Source organism: Streptococcus sp. F2 (genome assembly GCF_056500955.1).
Window position 1 is genome coordinate 50,101 of the sequence record NZ_JBWKAI010000001.1, and the last position, 20,374, is coordinate 70,474.

At 39.1% G+C, this 20,374-nt stretch carries 22 protein-coding genes and 1 pseudogene; 4 read left to right on the forward strand and 19 right to left on the reverse strand.

Features of this window, described 5'->3' with window-relative positions:
• Positions 1 to 77: 77 nt before the first annotated feature.
• A complete protein-coding gene (locus ACYTR8_RS00280; protein ID WP_002994587.1) occupies positions 78 to 395 on the reverse strand; it encodes a hypothetical protein in 318 nt (105 codons plus the stop codon).
• Positions 396 to 443: 48 nt separating this feature from the next.
• Positions 444 to 671 carry a Blp family class II bacteriocin gene (locus tag ACYTR8_RS00285; protein ID WP_022554332.1) on the reverse strand — a complete coding sequence of 76 codons (228 nt, stop codon included), beginning with the start codon at positions 669 to 671 and terminating at the stop codon, positions 444 to 446.
• A gap of 297 nt (positions 672 to 968) precedes the next feature.
• On the opposite strand from ACYTR8_RS00285, the pseudogene ACYTR8_RS00290 reads away from it, so the two are divergent.
• Positions 969 to 2,765, forward strand: a pseudogene (locus ACYTR8_RS00290) (peptide cleavage/export ABC transporter); the annotation flags it as partial.
• A 196-nt stretch (positions 2,766 to 2,961) separates the two neighbouring features.
• Here ACYTR8_RS00290 and ACYTR8_RS00295 read toward each other — a convergent pair.
• Positions 2,962 to 3,180 carry a LytTR family transcriptional regulator DNA-binding domain-containing protein gene (locus tag ACYTR8_RS00295; protein WP_072135532.1) on the reverse strand — a complete coding sequence of 73 codons (219 nt, stop codon included), beginning with the start codon at positions 3,178 to 3,180 and terminating at the stop codon, positions 2,962 to 2,964.
• Positions 3,181 to 3,480: 300 nt separating this feature from the next.
• On the opposite strand from ACYTR8_RS00295, the gene ACYTR8_RS00300 reads away from it, so the two are divergent.
• The gene (locus ACYTR8_RS00300) at positions 3,481 to 3,732 is read left to right on the forward strand and encodes a hypothetical protein (protein WP_080589767.1); all 252 of its coding nucleotides are present in this window, start codon (positions 3,481 to 3,483) and stop codon (positions 3,730 to 3,732) included.
• A 308-nt stretch (positions 3,733 to 4,040) separates the two neighbouring features.
• Here ACYTR8_RS00300 and ACYTR8_RS00305 read toward each other — a convergent pair whose 3' ends face one another.
• From ACYTR8_RS00305 to pyrH, 13 genes are all read right to left on the reverse strand, one after another.
• Positions 4,041 to 4,517, reverse strand: a complete 477-nt coding sequence (locus tag ACYTR8_RS00305; protein WP_479641472.1) for an NUDIX hydrolase — start codon at positions 4,515 to 4,517, stop codon at positions 4,041 to 4,043.
• A gap of 19 nt (positions 4,518 to 4,536) precedes the next feature.
• On the reverse strand, positions 4,537 to 5,433 hold the full coding sequence (gene era, locus ACYTR8_RS00310; protein WP_003047080.1) for a GTPase Era: 897 nt from the start codon (positions 5,431 to 5,433) through the stop codon (positions 4,537 to 4,539).
• A gap of 120 nt (positions 5,434 to 5,553) precedes the next feature.
• The gene (locus ACYTR8_RS00315; protein ID WP_003054389.1) at positions 5,554 to 5,961 is read right to left on the reverse strand and encodes a diacylglycerol kinase family protein; all 408 of its coding nucleotides are present in this window, start codon (positions 5,959 to 5,961) and stop codon (positions 5,554 to 5,556) included.
• Positions 5,942 to 6,439, reverse strand: a complete 498-nt coding sequence (gene ybeY / locus ACYTR8_RS00320) for an rRNA maturation RNase YbeY (protein WP_111715610.1) — start codon at positions 6,437 to 6,439, stop codon at positions 5,942 to 5,944. The genes ACYTR8_RS00315 and ybeY overlap by 20 nt, the downstream gene beginning before the upstream one ends.
• Before the next feature lie 158 nt (positions 6,440 to 6,597).
• Positions 6,598 to 7,173 (reverse strand): uracil-DNA glycosylase family protein, encoded by a 576-nt coding sequence (locus tag ACYTR8_RS00325; RefSeq protein ID WP_111715607.1) that lies wholly within the window; start codon positions 7,171 to 7,173, stop codon positions 6,598 to 6,600.
• A gap of 46 nt (positions 7,174 to 7,219) precedes the next feature.
• A complete protein-coding gene (locus ACYTR8_RS00330) occupies positions 7,220 to 8,281 on the reverse strand; it encodes a PhoH family protein (RefSeq protein WP_479640687.1) in 1,062 nt (353 codons plus the stop codon).
• A 160-nt stretch (positions 8,282 to 8,441) separates the two neighbouring features.
• On the reverse strand, positions 8,442 to 10,214 hold the full coding sequence (locus ACYTR8_RS00335; protein WP_479641473.1) for an oleate hydratase: 1,773 nt from the start codon (positions 10,212 to 10,214) through the stop codon (positions 8,442 to 8,444).
• Between the two features lie 309 nt (positions 10,215 to 10,523).
• A complete protein-coding gene (locus ACYTR8_RS00340; RefSeq protein ID WP_479641474.1) occupies positions 10,524 to 11,717 on the reverse strand; it encodes a LysM peptidoglycan-binding domain-containing protein in 1,194 nt (397 codons plus the stop codon).
• Between the two features lie 138 nt (positions 11,718 to 11,855).
• Positions 11,856 to 12,071, reverse strand: coding sequence for a YozE family protein (locus tag ACYTR8_RS00345; protein ID WP_003060598.1), 216 nt, complete (start codon positions 12,069 to 12,071; stop codon positions 11,856 to 11,858).
• On the reverse strand, positions 12,068 to 12,577 hold the full coding sequence (msrA, locus tag ACYTR8_RS00350) for a peptide-methionine (S)-S-oxide reductase MsrA (protein ID WP_111715591.1): 510 nt from the start codon (positions 12,575 to 12,577) through the stop codon (positions 12,068 to 12,070). Before msrA ends, ACYTR8_RS00345 begins: the two co-directional genes overlap by 4 nt.
• Before the next feature lie 71 nt (positions 12,578 to 12,648).
• Positions 12,649 to 13,506 (reverse strand): RNA-binding virulence regulatory protein CvfB, encoded by an 858-nt coding sequence (gene cvfB / locus ACYTR8_RS00355; RefSeq protein ID WP_443597730.1) that lies wholly within the window; start codon positions 13,504 to 13,506, stop codon positions 12,649 to 12,651.
• A 119-nt stretch (positions 13,507 to 13,625) separates the two neighbouring features.
• Positions 13,626 to 14,183, reverse strand: a complete 558-nt coding sequence (gene frr / locus ACYTR8_RS00360; protein WP_111715585.1) for a ribosome recycling factor — start codon at positions 14,181 to 14,183, stop codon at positions 13,626 to 13,628.
• 29 nt (positions 14,184 to 14,212) lie between these two features.
• Positions 14,213 to 14,941 (reverse strand): UMP kinase, encoded by a 729-nt coding sequence (pyrH, locus tag ACYTR8_RS00365; protein ID WP_003049878.1) that lies wholly within the window; start codon positions 14,939 to 14,941, stop codon positions 14,213 to 14,215.
• Positions 14,942 to 15,222: 281 nt separating this feature from the next.
• Here pyrH and ACYTR8_RS00370 point away from each other — a divergent pair, with 281 nt between their 5' ends.
• Positions 15,223 to 15,663: a hypothetical protein gene (locus tag ACYTR8_RS00370; protein WP_269760397.1), complete on the forward strand. Its 441-nt coding sequence runs from the start codon at positions 15,223 to 15,225 to the stop codon at positions 15,661 to 15,663.
• A 276-nt stretch (positions 15,664 to 15,939) separates the two neighbouring features.
• Here the strand turns inward: ACYTR8_RS00370 and rplA are convergent, their stop codons facing one another.
• Together rplA and rplK are read right to left on the reverse strand one after the other, a co-directional pair.
• Complete coding sequence (gene rplA, locus ACYTR8_RS00375) at positions 15,940 to 16,629, reverse strand: 50S ribosomal protein L1 (protein ID WP_479641475.1); 690 nt, start codon at positions 16,627 to 16,629, stop codon at positions 15,940 to 15,942.
• 105 nt (positions 16,630 to 16,734) lie between these two features.
• Positions 16,735 to 17,160, reverse strand: coding sequence for a 50S ribosomal protein L11 (gene rplK, locus ACYTR8_RS00380; RefSeq protein WP_003049875.1), 426 nt, complete (start codon positions 17,158 to 17,160; stop codon positions 16,735 to 16,737).
• A 242-nt stretch (positions 17,161 to 17,402) separates the two neighbouring features.
• Here rplK and ACYTR8_RS00385 point away from each other — a divergent pair, with 242 nt between their 5' ends.
• The gene (locus ACYTR8_RS00385) at positions 17,403 to 17,756 is read left to right on the forward strand and encodes a DUF3397 domain-containing protein (protein ID WP_012766635.1); all 354 of its coding nucleotides are present in this window, start codon (positions 17,403 to 17,405) and stop codon (positions 17,754 to 17,756) included.
• A 68-nt stretch (positions 17,757 to 17,824) separates the two neighbouring features.
• Here ACYTR8_RS00385 and ACYTR8_RS00390 read toward each other — a convergent pair whose 3' ends face one another.
• Positions 17,825 to 20,233 (reverse strand): DNA translocase FtsK, encoded by a 2,409-nt coding sequence (locus ACYTR8_RS00390; RefSeq protein ID WP_479641504.1) that lies wholly within the window; start codon positions 20,231 to 20,233, stop codon positions 17,825 to 17,827.
• Positions 20,234 to 20,374: the final 141 nt, after the last annotated feature.

Here is a 20,374-nt window from a genome sequence, read left to right on the forward strand (position 1 = left end):
ACAATTTTCCGAAGAGTTCCTTTTTGTTGTAAACCCTCGAAATTAAACCAGTCATAAAAGTTCATAGTCTGCTCTTTCTATCCATCAATAATCTGATATTCTTTATGGAATTTTTTGGCAGAAATAACTCGATGGTTGGTCACATCTAAGAAATCACCTGGATAACCAAGGACATACATACCATATCCAGCAAATCCTCCACCTACTGTTCCTGTTGCACCAATCTTTAAATTTGTTGTCAGCGAAGGATTTAGTCCAGTCATGAGAATACGAACATGCTCATCCAACCAACAGATGTAATTCTTGCGAAAAGCATCACGTACCCACTCTGGCTGAGGCGTTTCTCTCCCAATCTCCCAAACTTCTGCGATTTGTCTTTTGTATAGAGTCAGCATATCTACCTCCACTTCCTTTATTGCATAAACACTTAAATATGTCCTAATTTATAAACCATTACACGCATTAGGTGTCCCACCAGTTCCGTAAGGACTACAAGGTTTGGAAGGTTTTCTAATTGGCCATTTGCCATTTAATTGATCTAATGTTGGTGAAGGAGCAAAGCCTCCTAATAGACCGGCAATTGCTTCTCCCCAACCGCCCCAGCCTCCTTCAACACCAGCAAGCATTTCAGAGTTCATCACTTCAAATTGTTTCAAAGTTTTTGTATTCATAACGAATATCTCCTTATATAATTTTTTATTATGTCTTGTTGCAACCTTGACATGTTCAGTATAGCATCTTTAGAAATCTGTGCCTCGTAAAATCTTTAAATGTTCTTTTTTCATCATGAAATGATTTTTTTCATAGTTTTTTAATCGTTTCGAATTAGAAAATAATCACTAGAAACTTATTACTTTTAATTTTAAAATACCATTCAGGATATACTAGATACCATTTAAGAATTTTCGAATTTCTTATCAGTAGTTTTGCAATAATGAATTTGTAATTTACTGGAAGGAAATATATTAATGACATCATGTAAACGTACGTTTGTACCACAAATTGATGCAAGAGATTGTGGAATTGCTGCTCTAGCTTCGATTGCAAAATTCTACGGGTCTGACTATTCTCTGGCACATCTGAGAGAATTGGCAAAGACTAATAAAGAAGGAACAACAGCCCTTGGAATCGTAAAGGCGGCCAAGGAGATGGGCTTTGAAACGAGAGCTATACAAGCAGATATGACCCTATTTGATATGAGTGATGTCCCTTACCCTTTTATCGTCCATGTCAATAAAGAAGGAAAACTCCAACACTACTATGTTATATATCAAGCTAAGAAAGAACATCTCATCATTGGAGATCCAGATCCCTCCGTTAAAGTAAGCAAAATGAGCAAAGAAAAATTTGCTTCTGAATGGACAGGAGTTGCTATCTTTTTAGCACCTGAACCTGGCTATAAGCCTCACAAGGATAAAAAGAATGGCTTAATGAGTTTTCTACCTCTAATTTTTAAACAAGGGTCATTAATCTTCTTTATCGTTTTAGCGAGCCTCTTAGTTACCTTGATAAACATTGGTGGTTCCTACTATCTACAAGGCATTTTGGATGAATATATTCCAAATCAGATGAAGTCAACACTCGGTATAATCTCAATTGGACTTATCGTTACCTATATCCTACAACAAACGATGAGTTTTTCACGTGACTACCTCTTGACTGTACTCAGTCAGCGATTGAACATTGACGTCATTTTATCTTACATTCGCCATATTTTTGAATTACCCATGTCTTTTTTTGCAACTCACAGAACAGGAGAAATCATTTCACGGTTTACAGATGCTAATTCTATTACTGATGCACTTGCTTCTACAATTCTATCTCTATTTTTAGATGTCTCTATTTTAAGTATTGTAGGTGGTGTGTTACTCGTACAAAACACTAAACTATTTCTTCTATCATTAATTTCTATCCCAATCTACATTATCATCATTTTTACTTTTATGAAACCTTTTGAAAAGATGAATAACAATATCATGCAGAGTAATTCCATGATCAGCTCTGCTATTATCGAAGATATTAATGGCATTGAAACAATCAAATCATTGACTAGCGAGGAAATTCGTTATCAGAAAATCGATAGTGAATTTGTAGACTATTTGGATAAATCTTTTAAGTTAAGTAAGTATTCTATTCTACAAAGTAGTCTAAAGCAAGGAGCACAACTCATTTTAAATATTACTATCTTATGGGTAGGTGCACGACTAGTTATGAATGGTAAAATATCTGTTGGTCAACTCATCACTTTTAATACACTATTATTCTACTTTACTAATCCTTTGGAAAATATCATTAATCTTCAAACTAAACTGGAATCCGCTAAGGTTGCCAATAATCGGCTTAATGAAGTTTACCTGGTTAAATCTGAGTTCCAAAAAGAGCAGGCATTAACAGATACCTATTGTCTATATGGAGATATCCAATTTGCAGACTTGTCTTATAAATACGGCTTTGGTCGTGATACCTTATCTGATATCAGTTTGACCATTAAGGAGGGTGAAAAAGTCAGTATAGTTGGTATTAATGGTTCTGGCAAGACAACATTAGCTAAAATGATTGTTAATTTCTTTGAACCTTACAAGGGACAGATTTCTATTAATCATCAAAATCTTAAAATGATTGATAAAAAAGTACTTCGTCAGCATATCAACTATCTCCCCCAACAAGCTTATATCTTTAGTGGATCTATCTTAGAAAACTTAACCCTAGGTGCCAATCACTCCACTAGTCAAGAGGACATTCTGATAAATATCAGAAACGATATTCATATCTTGAAATTCGATACCTATTTCCAAACTGGGCAGAATATAAAAAAAGAAAAGCGTATAAAGCGAAAGATTTTTCACAGTTACTTTATATACATATACTTTAGCATGTAAAATTATCAAAATAATGACATGAGTAAAAGTAAGTGCTAGAAAGAAGATGCTAGTCATCTAAGTCTCCTTATTATGTAGATTTTCAACTGCTTCTTTTAGAGCAGTAACTTTTAGCCTTGATACTAGACAAGATGAACCGTTTTTTTAAATAAACCTTACGTTCTAATCGTTGTATTGAAGATATATTGTAGGGATTAACAACAAATGATCGATGGCATTGAAATAATCTTGGTTCTTGCTTAACGATTTCAGATAACTCCCCATAAAATTCAATCCTTTCTCTAGTAGAATAAAGAACCAATTTATGAGCAATATATGACGTTTCAATATAAAGTAAGTCTGCAAATGGAATCTGAATGCAATCTGAACCTGAGTCTTGGCATCTTTAAAAATAAAGGAGTCTTCAGCTAACGTTTGACCTTGTTGATGATGGACATAGTCAATTGATTGTTCAATACGTGGAGAAAATTATGATAGTTATTCAAATCTTACATCGTTCTCTTTTAGGATATATGATATCTATCTATATTAACTATTACCTCAAGAGATACTTTCTAAAAACTCAAATTATTAGTGGGAAAAACTTAGATTATAAATACAAATGTCAGGTTTATTTTATCATAAATCATACTTTTTTAAATCTGAGCAAGTATATGACCTTCTAAACGAAATACGTATGCGTTATCCTCATGCTCATATTATTCTAATCGGAAATCATATTAATTACGAGGAAATATTTAAAAATCATTATCGAGTTTTTGGTGTTATTGACACAACAAGTCATAAATCATTAAAGTCCATTCGAGATCAAATTCAACTTTACTTAGACGAACTTTACAATTCGAATAATTGATAGGCACTTCATCAATTCTTTTAGGAAATGATTCTTGTCACCCCTTCCAAGTCTATTGCCACAGTTAGGTTCAACTTGCCTAAGTCATGCATGGCTAGGTGGCAATTCGTCATAACTCTAAAACAAATGTTTGATGTCTGCTAGTATCAATTGGAAAGAAAATCCTGTTAACATTTAACAAAATTATTCAGACTTAATCAGAAAAATTGGAAGCAAAAAAAGAGAGCATAAGCTCTCGAAACATCGTCTTTCAAAAATTTTTTTAACAAGCCAATCTCCAAAAATACTCCAACTGTCCTAGAGAGTTCTTAATGCCCCATAGCAAAGCTATCACTAAAATATTCCTCTAACATCAGGCGATGTTTGGCTGAGACACTCTCTAACTCTGCTATCTCCTCATGAGAGAAAAACTGTAACTTGAGCGTTTCCTCATTATGAAAGTTATCAATAGCCATATCAGAAACAGCCGTTAGTTCATAGATAAAGACAATAGTCTGAACAGCATCACCGTTGGGATAAACTTCCTCAAAATGAGTGTAAACATTCAGTAAGCGAACAGCTTCAACCTCAATTCCGGTTTCCTCTAAGAACTCACGTTTGCAAGTCTCTAAAGAGCTCTCACCCAGTTCCATAGTGCCACCAGGAATAGCCCAGGTTTTCTTATCACCACGCAACTGCATCAGCACCTTGCCGTCATCATTGGTCAAAATCCCACCAGCAAAGTTAAGAATAATCTTATCATTCCCAACTTTGGAGCGGATATAAGAAATGTAGTCTTGTGGCATATGATCTCGCTTTACTATGTTAGTATTCTTTCTCATTATAGCCAAAATCAGCTAAATCAAGCTTTTTGTCCCGCCAGTTTTTCTTCACTTTGACCCACGTTTCAAGGTAAACCTTGTCTCCTAGCATGAGTTCAATATCACGACGTGCCATTTTTCCGATTTTTTTGAGCATGGCTCCTTGTTTACCGATGATAATACCTTTTTGGCTATCGCGCTCCACCATAATGGTTGCACGAATATGCACTTTGTCGGTTTCCTCATCTCGCTTCATGGATTCGACCACAACCGCTACGGAATGTGGAACCTCTTGCTGGGTGAGGTGTAACACTTTTTCACGGATCATTTCTGACACAAGAAAACGTTCTGGGTGGTCGGTAATCTGATCTTCTGGGAAATATTGGAAACCTTCTTCAAGATTATCAGTTAATAACTTGATCAAAGTTGGCACATTATTACCTTCTAGGGCAGAAATTGGTACTACTTCTTTGAACTCCATTTGACTACGGAAATCATCGATTTGTGCCAAAAGTTGGTCAGGGTGCACCTTGTCAATTTTATTGATGACTAAGATAACGGGAATCTTAGCTGCTTTTAGGCGCTCGATAATCATGTCGTCACCCTTACCACGTTTTTCATCTGCTGGTACCATGAAGAGAACGGTTTCCACTTCACGAAGGGTACTGTAAGCAGATTCAACCATGAAATCTCCCAAAGCCGTTTTCGGCTTATGGATGCCTGGGGTGTCAATAAAGACAATTTGTTCTGTTTCTGTGGTGTATATCCCCATAATTTTATTACGGGTGGTCTGAGCCTTGTCACTCATGATGGCAATTTTTTGCCCCATGACGTGATTTAAAAAGGTAGATTTCCCAACATTTGGACGACCAAGAATGGCTACAAAGCCTGATTTAAACATAGATAATTACGGGCATCAACAATAGATAGCTAGGCTAAACTGACCAGTGTGGTCAAGCGCTTTGCCTCTATCGCTATCCTATCGTATCATCACACAGGATAGCCCATTCCTTTCCTTTAATTAATGAACAAGAATATTCCAGAGTTTAGGAATAAAGATAATAAGTCCTGTCAAGACAGCATAACCAGAAATCATCAAGACAGCACCTGCTGCCATGTCCTTGGCGTTTTTAGCCAACATGGAAAAGTGATAATCACTAGCTAAATCAACAACGTTCTCAATAGCAGAATTGACAATTTCTAAAGTAATAACCAAAAAAATAGCTAGGAGCAAGAAGAGCCATTCGATGGCTGAAATGCTAAACACCAAACCGGCGACACAAGCTAAAAAAGCTGAAAACAGGTGACTCCTGAGATTGCGTTCTTCTTTAAAAGCCGTGAAGACTCCTGTCAAGGCAAACTCCAAGCTTGAGGTAATGGTTCTGTTTTTCCATTTCCGTTTGGTGGTGTTATTGTCGTGTAAGGCCATAAGCAGTCAAAATCTCTTCCTGTAAGGTAAACATTTCTTTTTCTTCTTCAGGGGTGTAATGATCATACCCATTAATATGTAAGAAACCGTGAACAGCCAAGAATCCCATTTCACGCTCAAAAGAGTGCCCATAGTCTTGAGCCTGCTCATGCGCCTTGTCAATAGAAATAAACAGTTCGCCAATATAAGCATCAAATTCTGCCATCATCTCAGCCAAACTAGGGTCAGCAGCCAAATCATCTTGACTAAATAAGATAGGTGTCTCTGGCTTGTACTCTAGAGAAATCACATCTGTTGGACGATCAGTATCTCGATACTCCAAATTTAGCTCATGACTTCTGGCGTTGGTCACGAAAGTGACAGACATTTCCTTTTCTTCTTTACCAGTCTTTTGAGCAGCAAAATTGAGCAAATCAATTGTTTGCTCCATAATCTCTTGCGAAACTTGTCCCGTTTCGTCAATCATCTCGATATACATAAGGTTAATTGTTAGGGGAAGGCTACCCACCTCACTTGATATTATGGGCACCCATTATTATCTGACAGATAAATTCCCTTATCCTTTCAATCAGCATTTGTTATTTACTCATTATACCACAAGCCTTCTTAAAATGGGAATGCTAGGTTAATCAAGGCTTATTTGGCTAGAATTGCCTCCACACGTTTTTGCAAGATAGGTAATAAGTCCTGCTCAAACCAGGGATTCTTAGCTAACCATAATTGGTTTCTTGGAGAAGGATGAACAAGTGGAAAATAGTCTGGCAAGTAATCCGCAAAGTGACGGACTGTTTCAGTTAAGGTTTTGTAAGCCTTGTTACCAAGGTAAAAGTCCTGAGCATAGCGACCAACCAAAATCGTCAATTCAACTTCTGGCATCAATTCTCTCAACGGTGGATGCCACTTAGCTGCAAAACCATTCCTTGGTGGTAAATCACCTGATTTTCCTTTCCCAGGATAATAAAAATCCATAGGGATAATGCCAAACAATCCTGAATGATAAAAGGTATCATTGTCTACGCCTAGCCAGTCTCGTAAGCGTATGCCACTACGATCATTCCAATACAGCTTGGTTTCTTGTGCCACTATTCCTGGAGCCTGACCAACAATAATAATTCTGGCCGTTTTAGGAGCAGCGTACAAAGGTTCAATGCCTCTTTCAGTGTAGTAACGATTGTCCTCATCTGCCATAATGGCTGTTGTGAGATCATCCATAGAGTCCTCCCCGGGAATATACCAAAATAAACGTGTTGTATCCTTTTTAATTATCGTTCGGATTTTGTCCAATCACTGGATACTGAGTCAGGCCTGACTGATGGTCATCATCGCTATTGTTAGCCTTAGGCTCTGCTAAGTCCTTCGTTTCCTCTGAAGATGTTTCATAAGCTTTGATAATATCAGCGACAACAGGGTGACGCACAACATCTTTAGCAGAGAAATAGACAAAATCAATCTGTTTAATGCTTTGTAATTTCTGTGTAGCATCAATCAAGCCAGACTTGACATTCCGAGGGAGGTCAATCTGACTCGTGTCACCATTGACAATCATTTTTGAATTAAAACCAAGTCGGGTCAAAAACATCTTCATTTGCATAATAGTCGTGTTTTGAGCTTCATCTAGGATAACAAATGCATCATCCAGAGTACGACCCCGCATATAAGCTAACGGAGCAATCTCAATCACTTCTCGTTCCATTAAGCGTGTGGTTTGTTCCTTGCCTAAAATTTGGTAAAGAGCATCGTAAACAGGTCTAAGATAAGGATCTACTTTCTCTTTCAAGTCTCCTGGTAAAAAACCTAGACTTTCACCAGCTTCTACCGCCGGTCGTGTCAAAATAATTCGTTTGACTTGCCCTCTTTTCAGAGCAGTGACTGCTAGCGTAACAGCTAGGAAGGTTTTTCCTGTTCCTGCTGGCCCTACACCAAAAACCACATCATGACGTTTAACACTATCCACATAGGCTTTTTGTCCTAATGTTTTAACTCGTATTGGCTTACCGTAGTTATCTTTAATGATTTCTTCTTCATATAAGGCCACAAATTGGTCAATTTTATCTGATTCCGCCATAGACAAAGCTGTCACAACATCTGACGTGTTAACCACCATACCACGCGCAACTAAGATTAATAAGGCTTGAATGGTCAACCGAGCTAATGCTACAGCCTCCTCATCATCGCTAATGATCTGGATGCGCTCAGTTCTGGCATGAATAATAACACCCAAGTGTTCTTCAATCAATTTCAAATGGCGTTCATTACTTCCAAATAATGCCAGAACATCATCAGGATGCGTTAACGTAATATCAACAGAATACTCTTGCAAATAGAGTCCCTCTTTCTTTCGTCTTTATTGCTTACATTATAACAAATTTTAGGGACCAATGTTGGTTTTAAAATAGATTTCTCCTTGTCAACTTCTAAACTCCCCATCAAAAAAACAGCTGATAAGATCCCCTTATCAGCTGTTGAGGTAGTGGTCATTCTTACATCAGATGAGCCTCTTGAAGCAATTCTTCGATAAAAGTACCTTTAAGTTTCTTACGACCGATTTTTTCAATCAATCTTGGAATTGGTAAATCCATATCCTTGATTGCTTTTTTATCGTTAAGGTAATAGAAAGCTTTGAGCAATTCACGAATATCATAGGCTGAATTAAAGACTTCTGGAACCCCACGTTCCACATTCAAGAAGCTATACACTGCTTCCATGGCAGTCCGAATAGAATACTCAGTCGTAAAGACGGTATCTCGAGATGGAGATTCTGCAAAGTTCCCAATAAAAGCCAAGTTGACTGAACCATCTGGGATAACTTTCGGGCGATCTCCCTTAACACGAGGCATAAAGTAACTCGTAATATAAGGCATGTAAACAGGAACTGTATTGATATAGTCCTGACTAGCTAAATCCTTGATTTTATCCACAGGTACCCCAAGATGATACAACCATTCTTCTGTGATTTCCTGACCTGTACAGTCCTCAATTTTCTTGTGGATGTAATTTCCCTCAATATTGGAATAAAGACCATAAATCCATACAGTGGTCTCATTATCTTTTTGTTCTTTAAAATGAGGTTGACGGTGAATAGCAAAGCTCATCATCCAGTTGGAATCTGTAATAGTGATAATCCCACCAGTGTTCACTTTACCATCGTGCAAATCACGGTGAGTCAAACGTTCAATATAAGGCTCGATAGCTGGGTGTTTTATGGTTGCTGTGGCAGATACAAACCAGCTTTCAGCAGGTAAGTCCTTGTAAAATACTTTCGGATGTCCAAAATCGTTTGATTGAGCAGCTAGATTTTCCCATAAATTCCAAGAACCACCTAAAGCTTTGGTTGGTTTAGCGACTTCTTGGTGGCTACCATAGGTAGTGCTTTCTGTAATGGAACCATTGGTCACAAAAACCAAATCATTTTGGGTGAGGGAAACGGTTTTAGCTTCTCCAGCCACAGTCATGTGAATGGTTTTCGCTACCTTTTTACCAGCTGTTTGTTCCACCTGAATATCGGTGACTTTAGTATCAAATTGGATGTCAACACCGTGTGATTCTAGGTAAGCAATAATCGGTTTGACCATAGAATCATATTGGTTATATTTGTTGAACTTGAGGGAGGTGAAATCTGGCAAACCATCAATATGGTGGATAAACCTCATAGCATAGCGCCGCATTTCTACAGCAGAATGCCATTTTTCAAAAGCGAACATGGTTGCCCAATAGATCCAAAAATTACTCTTAAAGAAATCTTCTGAGAAGAACTCTTCAATGGTTTGGTCCCTTAGAGATTCTTCTGTCTTCATGATTAAATTGATTAATTCTTTCGACTGCTTACCGAGCGTATACTGGCCGTCATCATCCACACGATTACCTCTCTTATGAATGAGGCGACAATTGGATGAGTTAGGATCATCCTTATCCAGCCAATAAAATTCATCTAAGTAGGAAGCACCAGGAATTTCCAGCGAGGGAATAGACCGATACATATCCCACATACACTCAAAATGGTTTTCCATCTCACGACCACCCCGGGTCACAAAGCCAAGGTGAGGTTTTTCTATACCGTCTAGCGATCCACCTGCTAACGGCAATTCTTCAAAGAGATGAATGCGTTCCCCAGCCATATGCCCATCGCGAATAAGGAAAACAGCAGCTGCTAAGCCAGCTAAGCCAGTACCAACAATATAAGCTGACTTCTGATCCACACCTTTCGGTTTTCGAGGTGTCGCAAAAGCTTCATAATTACCACTAGTATAATACATTTCAAGACCTCCTTTTATCTCAAATAGACATATATGAATTCTCAAACAGTTAGAAAAAAACTGTCGCCTTGTTATCAACTTGCTCGTTTTTCCTTACTGTTATCGTCATATAGGATTAATAATGTTTATTGTACTCCTTATTAACAACTTCTGCTAATAAAAAAGTAGGCATTTGGACACTATCAGAAAACTGTCTAAAAAAGAAAACGGATACAAAAATCTTTTCACATGTTAAAAGAAACAACTCAGACTATTATTTTTAAAAAAAGAAAACCTCACGTCTAGACGTAAGGTTTCAGTAATGTCTTTTTAACCGTTAAAAGAAACGTGGACATGGTCATAGTGATTTTCTGTCACGCTACCACGGTCTGGCATTGGGTTCCAAGTATTAGCTGGTCCATAAATGCTATTGAATGGAGCATAAAATTGTTGTTTCCAAATTACATAAGAAATGTCTCGACTTGCCATGTTGTTGATAGCATGTTGTGCAACTTGATCACCAAGCGTAGAGCTAACCGGTACCATAAAGTCAATGGCTAATCCTTTACCATGATCTCCTGGATCACCTGGACGGTACCCACTAAATGATGTGATTCCATAAGCTGAGGCAACTTCTTCTTTGAAGGCAGCTGTCTTTGGTTGAAGGCCTGCATTCATTGGATTGTAAGCATGATTTGGTGCATATGAAAGGCCATTTGAAGTCGCAATAGTTGTTGGGTCAGCTACAGGTTCAGCTGGAGCAGCTACTTCTGCTGCTGGTGTTTCTTCAACAGGAACAACTGGTGCTACAGGCTCAACAACTGTCTCAGGAGTAGCTGGTACTTCCTCTTCAACTGTTACTTCTGGATTTGTTACAACTGCAGGCTCTTCAGTTACAGGCTCAGCAACAACTTCTGCTGGTTGAACTTCTGGCACTGCCGGAGCAACTGGCGCATCAGTGATGACTTCTGTTGGAACTGTCACTGGCACTTCAGGAGCAGTTTCCACTGGCGCTTCAGCTACTGGAGCCATTACCGTAGGTGCTGCTGGTGCTGGTGTTGACGGAACTGTTGGAACTACTGGAGTTGCTGCCACTGCACCTGTCATTGCTGAAGGAGCTGTTACACCAGTGGTTTGATCTTGAACGGTTACTTGGTCTGTCGCCAAGTTCGCGTTGGCATCCCCAAGATATGCTTGGCTTGATGGAGCTTGAACAGTTAAGGTAGTCGCTTGATTTTGGTAATTGTAAGTTGCTGTTAGAATAGTATCTGGGAAGATTAAATCAATATTAGCAATATTATTGATTCTTCCTAGAACGTTAACATCAATGTTCATTGCTTCAGCAATAGTGCTTAATGTATCTCCATATTTTACGGTATATGTCAGCACATTGTCTGTCAAAATAAGTTCTGACTTAATCTCTGCAACAGAACGTGGTGTCCACTCTTGCGCTTCAGTCGTTGCAAAAGGCACCAAAGACAAAGCTACGGTTGTCACAAATAAGCTTTTTTTATTAATAATCATCTAGGTAGACTTCCCTTTTCTTTTTTTCTATCTTACATCATAGCATATTTTTAAGAAAAAAAGTAGCTTGTCATTTTTTTGAAAGAAAGTGATGTCATTTTGTAACATTTCTTTTTTATCCTGCTATTACGGCAACCATTAGTGAGCCAAATAATCTTCCCAAATATGGTCGAATTCTCCTAAATTAAAGGAAAAGCCAGCTTGATCTTCTAAGTAGCGACTAATAGTTTCAAAATCGTTTGTATGCTTGGGAAAAGTGGTGTCGTCAAACACCAAATCTGCTAAAATCGCTAACGGTTCATTTGATTTAGGGTTACGTTGTGTCATCAACCAACTGTAAAATGATTTTCTCATGACCAGTTCTCCTCTAAAAACTGATGACGAATAGCACTGCTTTGTGCATATCGCTGAGGATTCTTCTTATAGAAACCTTGATGGTACTCTTCAGCTAAGTAAAATGGCTCAGCTGGTTCAATAGTGGTAACAATTGGTTGGTCAAAACGTCCTGAAGCTTGCAAGTTGGCTTTCGATTGCTCTGCAATTGCTTTTTGTCTTTCCGTTGTATAGTAAATGACAGGACGGTAGTTGTCCCCTCGATCTTCAAATTGTCCAAAGGCATCTGTTGGGTCCGTCTGGGCCCAATACAATTCAACTAATTCCTCATAGCTGATCTCTTCAGGATCAAAAATAATTTCAACTGCTTCAGTATGGCCTGTTGTTTTGGCACAAACTTGTTCATAACTAGGATTCGGGAGATGACCACCCGTATAACCACTTCTGACTGACAAAATTCCTGCTTGTTCCTCAAAAGGTTGCACCATACACCAGAAACAACCTCCTGCAAAAATAGCTCTTTCCATTCTCTATAACCCCTTTTCTTCCGTTAATGGATTTCATTGTAACAAAAAACTTTGCCAGTGGCAAAGCATTTTTATCCTATTAATTCAGTTCCTGTAGCATCTTGTTTAATGCGTTTAGCTTTCATCAATCCACCCAAGGCTTTTTTAAACTGGCCTTTTGAAATACCAAAGGTTGCTTTAATATCCTCCGGACTTGATTTATCATTTAAGGTCATGAAGCCTCCATTCGATTCAAGATAGGTGAGAATCATCTGAGCGTCATTCTCCAACATCTCAAAAGAACGTGGTTTCAACGATAAATTCAAGGTACGATCGACCTCTCTAAACCCAATCACACGGGCTTCTAAAACCTGACCTAAGCGCGGTTCTGCGTAGCGTTCACTTGGGTGAATAAAGCCTAACATGTTGTTTTCAGGCAGGTAAACAAAAGTTCCTGTTAATTTTAGGCGATAAACAATTGCTGGCCAATGTTGATTTTGCATATTATTGTATGCAGGACTGGCCATTTTTTGAAAGACCTCAGGCTCTGCTGGAATTCCCCAAATACGGTCTTTTTTATCCACTTCTAAGCGAATGTAGAGTTTGTCCCCTTTTTTAGGCCATAGTTCTTTCATTTCAGGCAACACGTCCAAAGAGACCACAATTTCCTTATTTGGGATTCCTGTGTCGACAAAGACACCTAAGTCTCGGCGGACTTCTGTCACCTCTCCCCAACCATAGCTTGTTCTAGTTGAACTGATTTCCTTGGTTGTGAGGCGTGCCTTTTGCTTCATATCTGTGTAGGCAAACCCTGTGACCATATCACCAATCTGGCGTTCACCTTCTCCTTTAGACAAGGCAAAGGTTAGTCCTTCCCTTTGGATAAAATAGTCATTAGCGTTTTCTTCTCTAATAAGCCCAGTAATTACTGTTGCTAGTAAATCATTCATATCTTTTATCTTTCTTTAAAAAAATAGGGACAAGTCAAAAACAAACGCTTCTGGAATTGTCGCCTACCTTTCTTTATCTGTATGAGGCTACTACACGTCGTGTTGAGTAGCTTTAAGCATTAAACTGAAAGTAACTCTTTTTCTTTCTCAGCCGTCATGCGGTCGATTTCTTTGATAGCATCATCGGTTGCTTTTTGGATATCTTTTTCCAATGTTTTAAGCTCATCTTCAGTGATTTCTTTTGCTTTTTCTTGCTTTTTAGCATCATCCATAGCATCGCGACGAATGTTACGGATTGAAATTTTTGCATTTTCACCAACTTTTTTCACTTCTTTGGCCAACTCTTTACGTGTTTCTTCTGTTAAAGCTGGGATAACCAAACGAATCACTGAACCATCATTAGCCGGTGTGATGCCTAAGTCAGACGCATTAAGCGCACGTTCAATATCCTTGATAGATGATTTATCAAAAGGTGAAATCAATAAGACACGTGCTTCTGGCACTGTGATTGAGGCTAATTGATTCAACGGAGTGGGCGCCCCATAATAGTCAACTTGGATACGATCCAAAAGACTAGCATTGGCACGACCAGCACGAATGCTAGCGTACTCGCGTGATAGGGAATGGTGAGACTGTGCAAAACGTTCTTTTGCAGTTTCAATGATTGCATTTGCCATGTTTTTTTACTCTCTTTCTTTTTTTACTGTTACTCACAGGCTTTATTTGATACGGTTGTCCCAATATGCTCTCCAAAAACAACACGTTTAATGTTGCCAGCTTCGTTCATGTTGAAAACAACTAGATCAATGTCATTATCCATTGATAAGGTTGATGCTGTAGCATCCATGATTTTGAGTCCGCGCTTAATCACTTCACCGTGAGTCAATTCGTCAAACTTGACAGCGTTAGCATCTTTTCTCGGATCAGCATTGTAAACCCCATCAACACCATTTTTAGCCATTAAAATAGCATCCGCTTCGATTTCTGCAGCACGAAGAGCAGCTGTTGTATCCGTTGAAAAATAAGGTGAGCCAATACCAGCTCCAAATACAACGATACGCCCTTTTTCTAAATGACGTAGGGCACGGCCACGAATGTAGGGCTCAGCTACATTTTGCATTGGAATAGCTGTCTGAACACGAGTATCAACCCCATAATGTTGAAGACTATCAGCCATTACCAAAGCATTCATCACGGTTCCAAGCATTCCAGTATAGTCTGCTTGAACACGGTCCATTCCAGCTTCTGCCGCAGGTTCCCCACGCCAAAGGTTACCACCACCAATGACAAGAGCAATCTCCACACCCGAAGCATGAACTTCAGCAATTTCTTTTGCTATTGATTGAACAGTTGGGATGTCAATGCCAACTCCCTTGTCACCAGCTAAAGCTTCGCCAGATAGTTTAATTAAAATGCGTTGATATTTAGGTTCCACTATTATTATCTCCTTAGTTTGTCCTTACTATTCTACCATAAACACTCCATTTTTGATAGGGCAAGGCCAGTTCAGAAAAAGAATTTTTATTACGATGGCTTGTCTCTAACCGATAACAAAGAGTGAAGAATAGGAAAAGTCCTTAGTCATCATCATAGACCTCGTCAGTATTTTACCGAAAAGAAGCGCTTACAACTTTTAATTTGACTATCATTCCTAAAATGTTATACTTAAAATATCAGAATCTTTATCTAACTTTTAACCTATTAGGAGGTCACCTTATGAAACTCAATCGTCTTTTCATTCTTGGATGTTTAAGCGCTTCTACCTTAGCTCTAGGAAATTTATCATCAACTAGCGTCCACGCAGATACCTGGCAACCGCTAACCTCTCAACTTCAAGAAGTTACACCGGGCAAAAATGCGCAAAATGAAGACCCTAGCCTTTGGGCCGTACCAGGTAAAGATGCCCAAAATGAAGACCCTAGCCTTTGGGCCGTGCCAGGCAAAGATGCCCAAAATGAAGACCCTAGCTTATGGGCCGTGCCGGGTAAAGATGCCCAAAACGAAGACCCTAGCCTTTGGGCTGTGCCAGGCAAAGATGCCCAAAACGAAGACCCTAGCCTTTGGGCCGTACCAGGTAAAGATGCCCAAAACGAAGACCCTAGCTTATGGGCTGTACCAGGTAAAGATGCCCAAAATGAAGATCCTAGCCTTCCTTAGAAATCTACTTCCAAATGCGATTTACTGACCTTAAGAACTTAAGGTCAGTTTTTTAATATTGTTACGTCACTGTACTCAACTACAGAAACTCTGATAGGAAGCTAAGTTAACTATTTTCTCCCTCTCTTTTCCCTCTACTTAATATTATTGACTAAGTTTCTACTCATCTGTTTGTCTTTCCCTCTTACTAAGACAGAACGAAATAGGCTCTATTTAAAGCATACGGTGGCTGTACTCATCAAAAAAACTAGGACAAGTCCTAGTTTTCATCATCTCTTAAAGTGAGTTAGGATCAACCTTGATACCAACACCTTGTGTTGATGTGATTGATACGTTTGTCATGTAAGTTCCTTTAGCTGTTGCTGGTTTAGCTTTAGCCATAACATCGTGGAACGCTTTGAAGTTTTCAACCAATTTGTCTGCATCAAATGATACTTTACCAATAAGAGCTTGTACGTTACCTGCTTTGTCAGCACGGTAAGTGATTTTACCACCTTTAGACTCTTCAACTGCTTTAGCAACATCCATTGTTACTGTACCAGTTTTAGGGTTTGGCATTAAGTTACGAGGTCCAAGGACACGTCCAAGGCGACCTACGATAGCCATCATATCTGGCGTTGCGATAACAACGTCAAAGTCAAGCCATCCACCATTGATTTTTGCAACAAGGTCGTCTTCACCAACGAAGTCTGCACCAGCTGCTTTTGCTTCTTCAACTTTTGCACCACGTGCAAAAACAAGAACGCGTTGTGTTTTACCAGTTCCGTTTGGCAATACCATTGCGCCACGGATTTGTTGGTCTGCTTTACGAACGTCGATGTTCAAGTTGTAAGCAACTTCAACAGACGCATCAAATTTTGCGAAGTTAGTTTCTTTTACTAATGCTACAGCTTCTTCTACACTGTACGCTTTTGTGCTATCTACTTTTTCAAGTGCAGCACGCATTTGTTTGCTTTTTTTAGCCATTTTAAAATTCTCCTTGTAATGTGGTCATATCGATTTGATTTAAAATCTCCCACGTCACTCATCTCTTATGATGAAGTCGTGCGGGTAATTGGGGTTCTTTACTGATTAGTCAGTAACAGTGAATCCCATAGAACGAGCAGTACCTTCGATCATACGCATTGCAGCTTCAATGTTTGCAGCGTTTAAATCTGGCATCTTAGTTTCAGCAATTTCTTGTACTTGTGCACGAGTAACTGTCGCAACTTTAGTTTTGTTAGGTGTACCTGATCCTTTTTCAACACCTGCAGCTTTTTTCAAAAGAACAGCAGCTGGTGGTGTTTTAGTGATGAAATCAAATGATTTGTCTTCGTAAACTGAGATAACAACTGGGATGATCATACCAGCTTGATCAGCTGTACGAGCATTAAATTCTTTAGTGAAGCCCATGATGTTGATACCTGCTTGACCAAGAGCTGGTCCAACTGGTGGAGCTGGTGTAGCTTTACCAGCAGGGATTTGAAGTTTTACAAGTTTTTCGACTTTTTTAGCCATTTTAAAAATCCTCCTGTTGTGGTTTTGGCGGTAATTAAGATTTTTACCTCCCACAGATATGCAAATTGCATACCTTACTATTATATCTTATTGTCAAAATAAATCAAGTCTTTTCTTCAAAATATCTGACGTCTCTTTCCATTTTTAAATTGGAGCAGGCTCTGCTCCCCTCAGAGAGGATTTTCTATCACAACAGGCAAGTATCAGTTTACAAGAGAGCCATTTGAGTATAAAATAGACCTATGATGATCTATAAATTAACTGCCTTAGCTTTCCTGATATTGACGCCTCTTTTTGCCATGATTGTAACCTCTCTTTTGAGACTTAATAAAAAGGGACTTAAATTTCCAGATGTCGCACTTTTTCTCTTTGCAATAGAAATTGTACTTGTCTCAGGAAAATTTTTTACCCATAATTTACTACCTTATTATCTTATTATCATGTCCCTGCTAGCCATCGTCATTTCACTATTGTTGGTCGTTCGAACTCAGTCGTTCTCTTACCATCGCTTCATGAAGTTATTTTGGCGAGTTGGCTTTTTAGTCACCTTTATTTTCTACCTTATTTTAGTTATCTTTATTTTTACACTAGCCTAGGCATCTCATCAACTGACCTGACATCACAAAAAAGAACCTGACATCTCATGATGAGACGTCAGGTTCTTTTAGTTTGTTTGCAATACTTTACGAGGTTTAGTTCCTTCTGCTGGACCGATAACACCTGCTTCTTCCAATTCATCCATCAAGCGCGTAGCACGATTGAATCCGACCGACAAACGCCTTTGAATCATTGAGGCACTGGCCTTTTGTGTCTCTAACACTAAAGCTTTTGCTTCTTCAAAAAGAGGATCGCCTTCAGCAGCTCCGCCATTTCCAGAAAAACCAGGATCATTGTCGCTAACTTCACCAGGATCAAAACTATCGTCATAATCAGCTTCAGCTTGGTCTTTGATAAAGTTTACAATTCGTTCCACATCATCATCTGAGATGAAAGACCCTTGCAGACGAACAGGGTGATTTTCATCAATCGGCTTAAAGAGCATATCTCCACGTCCTAAGAGCTTTTCAGCGCCATTTTCATCCAGAATCGTTCGACTATCTGTTCCTGAAGATACGGCAAATGCAATACGGGATGGCACATTGGCCTTAATCAGTCCAGAAATAACATCCACAGATGGTCTTTGGGTTGCAAGAATCATGTGAATACCTGCCGCACGCGCCTTTTGCCCCAGACGGATGATAGCGTCTTCCACTTCTTTACTAGCCACCATCATCAAATCAGCTAACTCATCCACAATAACCACAATCAATGGTAAAGGTATTTGTTTTTGCTCAGATTGCCTATTGTAATCCTCAACTTTTGCATTGTAACCAGCAATATTTCGAACCCCAACCTTACTAAAGAGCTCATAGCGGTTTTCCATTTCGTCAACGACTTTTTGCAACGCCTTGCTGGCTTTACGAGGATTGGTCACTACTGGAATCAGCAAATGGGGAATATCATTATAAACAGACAACTCAACCATCTTAGGGTCGACCATCAAAAATTTCACTTGGTCTGGTCTAGCCTTCATTAGAATACTTGAAATAATGCCATTAACAGCAACCGATTTACCAGAGCCCGTAGAACCAGCTACGAGTAGATGCGGCATGCGTGTCAAATCAAAACTTCTAGCACTGCCATTAACAGCTTTTCCTAGAGGAACTTCTAAAAGTTTATCATCTGACGTGTTGGACTGTTCCCAGAGCTCACGGAAAGAAACGGTGGCAATTTCGGAATTTGGCACCTCAATCCCAACGAGAGACTTCCCAGGAATAGGGGCTTCAATACGAACATCTTTAGCAGCCAGAGCAAGCGCCAAATCATCAGCAAGATTTGAAATACGATTAACTCGGACCCCGACAGCGGGCTTGATTTCATATTTGGTGACGGAAGGCCCGATTTCTGCTCGCTCTACCTTGACATCAATCCCAAAACTTTGGAAGGTATCTTCAAGCACCTTGATGTTTTTGCGGACTAAGTTTTTCTCTTTAGACTGGTTTTTTGGCTTATCCGCCGCAAATAAATCAATCGTTGGAAGTTTATAAAGAAGATTGGTTTTTGGTGTGAAATCAACTTCAACAGGTTCATCCATATCCATCTCATCTTCAGAAGATTCTAAAGCAGATAACTGGTTGTCCTCAGCCCCAATTTCCTCCTCAGCATAAGCCAAGTCTTCTTGATCAAACAAGCTTGTCTCATCGTCTTTAAGGTGACTATCATAAGAAAGAATTTCCGGCTCTGTTATCATATCATCAGCCAAATCATAGCTGGCTTGAGACTGACTATTCTCAACAATCTCTCCCGTCTCAGGATCAACCGTCAATTCTGCCAGACGTTTTTCTTCCTCTTGTGCTTGCTTCTCTAAAGCCTCTTGTTCAGCTAGTAACCGGCGCTCTTCTCGCTTGATAAACCGCTTTTCTTTATTTTCCTGATAAGCCATTGCTAGTTTGTTAACAGCCTCTTTCACAAAATGACTCACATCATAAATATCCCAGGGTGTCATTAAAAATAGACCTAGTAGAATAAACAGGAAGCCAATAAAGTAAGAACCAATGTTTGAAAAAAGAAAAGCCACTGGTTTGTAGAGAAGGGCACCAAACATCCCGCCACCTACAAATTCCGTCACACGAAAAGCCATTAAATCTCTAGTGATAAGACTAGCGGTCCCTCTAAAAACATCCTGGTTAATCATTTTGGGCATGGCAAACAGATAGGCATGCCATTCAATTAATAACCCTATAAAAACAATGATAAACCCAGCAATAACACCATCTTTTTGGCGTAACCACTTAAAGAAAAAGAGGTACACCAAAATTGCTAGCATAAACGGATAAGCTAGGCTACCTACCATAAAACGAATGATATTATAAGCGGTAATCCCAAAAACGCCTAGTCGAATCATCGCAAAAACAAGCAAGAGAGCGATTAAAATAGATGAAACCATCCTTTTAATAGCACGTTGCCTTTCAATTTCTGCCTTTGTTAAGCGCTTTTTAGGTGCGCTTTTTTTCCTTTGTGTTCTTTTAGCCATAATATCATTATACCATTTTTTGGACATTAGGAAATAGAACCTAAAAAAGCTGGCTATTTTAAGGGTATACTCCTTATCTTGTGCTATAATAACTGTCATAACATCCTTTTTAGGAATGTCAGATGATGAGGTGGAAAACGC

What these genes read in the sequence shown, in the direction of transcription:
- ACYTR8_RS00335 (WP_479641473.1), bottom strand. Translation starts at nt 10,214, where the DNA reads ATGTATTATACTAGTGGTAATTATGAAGCTTTTGCGACACCTCGAAAA.
- ACYTR8_RS00385 (WP_012766635.1), top strand. Translation starts at nt 17,403, where the DNA reads ATGATGATCTATAAATTAACTGCCTTAGCTTTCCTGATATTGACGCCT.
- ACYTR8_RS00390 (WP_479641504.1), bottom strand. Translation starts at nt 20,233, where the DNA reads ATGGCTAAAAGAACACAAAGGAAAAAAAGCGCACCTAAAAAGCGCTTA.
- ybeY (WP_111715610.1), bottom strand. Translation starts at nt 6,439, where the DNA reads ATGTATATCGAGATGATTGACGAAACGGGACAAGTTTCGCAAGAGATT.
- ACYTR8_RS00300 (WP_080589767.1), top strand. Translation starts at nt 3,481, where the DNA reads ATGTCAGGTTTATTTTATCATAAATCATACTTTTTTAAATCTGAGCAA.
- ACYTR8_RS00345 (WP_003060598.1), bottom strand. Translation starts at nt 12,071, where the DNA reads ATGAGAAAATCATTTTACAGTTGGTTGATGACACAACGTAACCCTAAA.
- ACYTR8_RS00325 (WP_111715607.1), bottom strand. Translation starts at nt 7,173, where the DNA reads ATGGATGATCTCACAACAGCCATTATGGCAGATGAGGACAATCGTTAC.
- ACYTR8_RS00340 (WP_479641474.1), bottom strand. Translation starts at nt 11,717, where the DNA reads ATGATTATTAATAAAAAAAGCTTATTTGTGACAACCGTAGCTTTGTCT.
- ACYTR8_RS00370 (WP_269760397.1), top strand. Translation starts at nt 15,223, where the DNA reads ATGAAACTCAATCGTCTTTTCATTCTTGGATGTTTAAGCGCTTCTACC.
- rplA (WP_479641475.1), bottom strand. Translation starts at nt 16,629, where the DNA reads ATGGCTAAAAAAAGCAAACAAATGCGTGCTGCACTTGAAAAAGTAGAT.
- ACYTR8_RS00305 (WP_479641472.1), bottom strand. Translation starts at nt 4,517, where the DNA reads ATGCCACAAGACTACATTTCTTATATCCGCTCCAAAGTTGGGAATGAT.
- ACYTR8_RS00315 (WP_003054389.1), bottom strand. Translation starts at nt 5,961, where the DNA reads ATGGCCTTACACGACAATAACACCACCAAACGGAAATGGAAAAACAGA.
- ACYTR8_RS00280 (WP_002994587.1), bottom strand. Translation starts at nt 395, where the DNA reads ATGCTGACTCTATACAAAAGACAAATCGCAGAAGTTTGGGAGATTGGG.
- rplK (WP_003049875.1), bottom strand. Translation starts at nt 17,160, where the DNA reads ATGGCTAAAAAAGTCGAAAAACTTGTAAAACTTCAAATCCCTGCTGGT.
- frr (WP_111715585.1), bottom strand. Translation starts at nt 14,183, where the DNA reads ATGGCAAATGCAATCATTGAAACTGCAAAAGAACGTTTTGCACAGTCT.
- cvfB (WP_443597730.1), bottom strand. Translation starts at nt 13,506, where the DNA reads ATGAATGATTTACTAGCAACAGTAATTACTGGGCTTATTAGAGAAGAA.
- msrA (WP_111715591.1), bottom strand. Translation starts at nt 12,577, where the DNA reads ATGGAAAGAGCTATTTTTGCAGGAGGTTGTTTCTGGTGTATGGTGCAA.
- era (WP_003047080.1), bottom strand. Translation starts at nt 5,433, where the DNA reads ATGTTTAAATCAGGCTTTGTAGCCATTCTTGGTCGTCCAAATGTTGGG.
- ACYTR8_RS00285 (WP_022554332.1), bottom strand. Translation starts at nt 671, where the DNA reads ATGAATACAAAAACTTTGAAACAATTTGAAGTGATGAACTCTGAAATG.